Source organism: Mesorhizobium sp. M2A.F.Ca.ET.067.02.1.1 (assembly GCF_004023285.1).
GTDB lineage: Bacteria > Pseudomonadota > Alphaproteobacteria > Rhizobiales > Rhizobiaceae > Mesorhizobium.
The window spans coordinates 1-1,194 of sequence record NZ_RZSB01001161.1 but is presented as its reverse complement, the minus strand read 5'-3'; the positions used below and the strand labels follow the sequence as shown (position 1 = coordinate 1,194).

Genomic DNA, 1,194 nt, shown 5'->3' with positions numbered 1-1,194 from the left:
CAGCGCCACCGCCGGCCCGACGGCCTCCTCCAGCCACTGCCAGCGGCTTTCATGCAGCCGGCCCAGCTCGGCGGCGTCGCCCCTGAAGATTTCCCGGCCATGCGGCATTGGATGTGGCCCACTTGCGAAACTATTGGACCAAACCACGAAAGAAGTCGCCATTCAAGCCGATTATAAGGCAAGCGTCCTATCCCATGAGACTGCTGCGGTTCACCGCCAAAAAGACTACGGAGCATTGCCTTGACTGATACGACCGCCACATCCGTCGCCACGCCGGCGACGGCAAGCAGCGCCTCGGCGCAAGCGACGGTCTTTGCCGTCATCCTTTCGGTGAGCTTCTGCCACGGCATCAATGACATCATGCAGTCACTGCTGCCGGCGATCTATCCGCTCCTCAAAGAGAACTACGGTCTCGATTTCTGGCAGATCGGCCTTCTGACCTTCACCTTCCAGGTCACGGCCTCGCTGCTGCAACCGGTGATCGGCATGATCACCGACAAGCGGCCAATGCCTTATTCCTTGCCTTGGGGCATGGCTTCGTCGCTGGTCGGCCTGATCGTGCTGGCCTATGCCGGTCACTATGTGCTGCTTCTGGTCGGCGCCTCACTGATAGGCATCGGCTCGGCGATCTTCCATCCGGAATCCTCGCGCATCGCGCGCTTCGCCTCGGGCGGCCGCTTCGGCCTTGCGCAGTCGCTGTTCCAGGTCGGCGGCAATTTCGGCCAGTCGATGGGTCCGCTGCTTGCCGCCTTCATCGTCGTGCCCTTCGGCCAGACCAGCATCTCCTGGTTCGCCATCGGCTCGCTGATCGGCATCTTCGTGCTGTGGCAGGTCGGCGGCTGGTACAGCCGCATGCGCGCCTCGCAGGCCACCCGCAAGCAGGTCGCCCATGTGTCGCCCTTTCCGCGCAAGAAGGTAATGGGCGCGCTCGCCGTATTGACGCTGCTGGTGCTGACCAAGAACGCCTATATCGCCTCGCTGTCCAGCTACTACACCTTCTATTCCATCCACAAGTTCGGCGTCTCGGTGCAGACGAGCCAGGTCATGCTTTTCCTGTTCCTCGGCGCATCGGCGCTGGGCATCCTGCTTGGCGGTCCGTTCGGCGACCGTTATGGCCAGAAGGCGATGATCTGGTTCTCGATCGTCGGCGTGCTGCCCTTCACGCTGGCGCTGCCCTACGCCAATCTGGAATGG

At 62.3% G+C, this 1,194-nt stretch carries 1 protein-coding gene and 1 pseudogene; one reads left to right on the top strand and one right to left on the bottom strand.

Annotated elements, in window-relative coordinates; all coding sequences use genetic code 11:
* Positions 1-108 (bottom strand): annotated as a pseudogene (locus tag EOA28_RS40740) (AraC family transcriptional regulator); the annotation flags it as partial.
* A gap of 132 nt (positions 109-240) precedes the next feature.
* Here EOA28_RS40740 and EOA28_RS36375 point away from each other — a divergent pair.
* The coding region (locus tag EOA28_RS36375) for an MFS transporter (RefSeq protein WP_189342397.1) at positions 241-1,194 on the top strand (954 nt) is incomplete at its 3' end.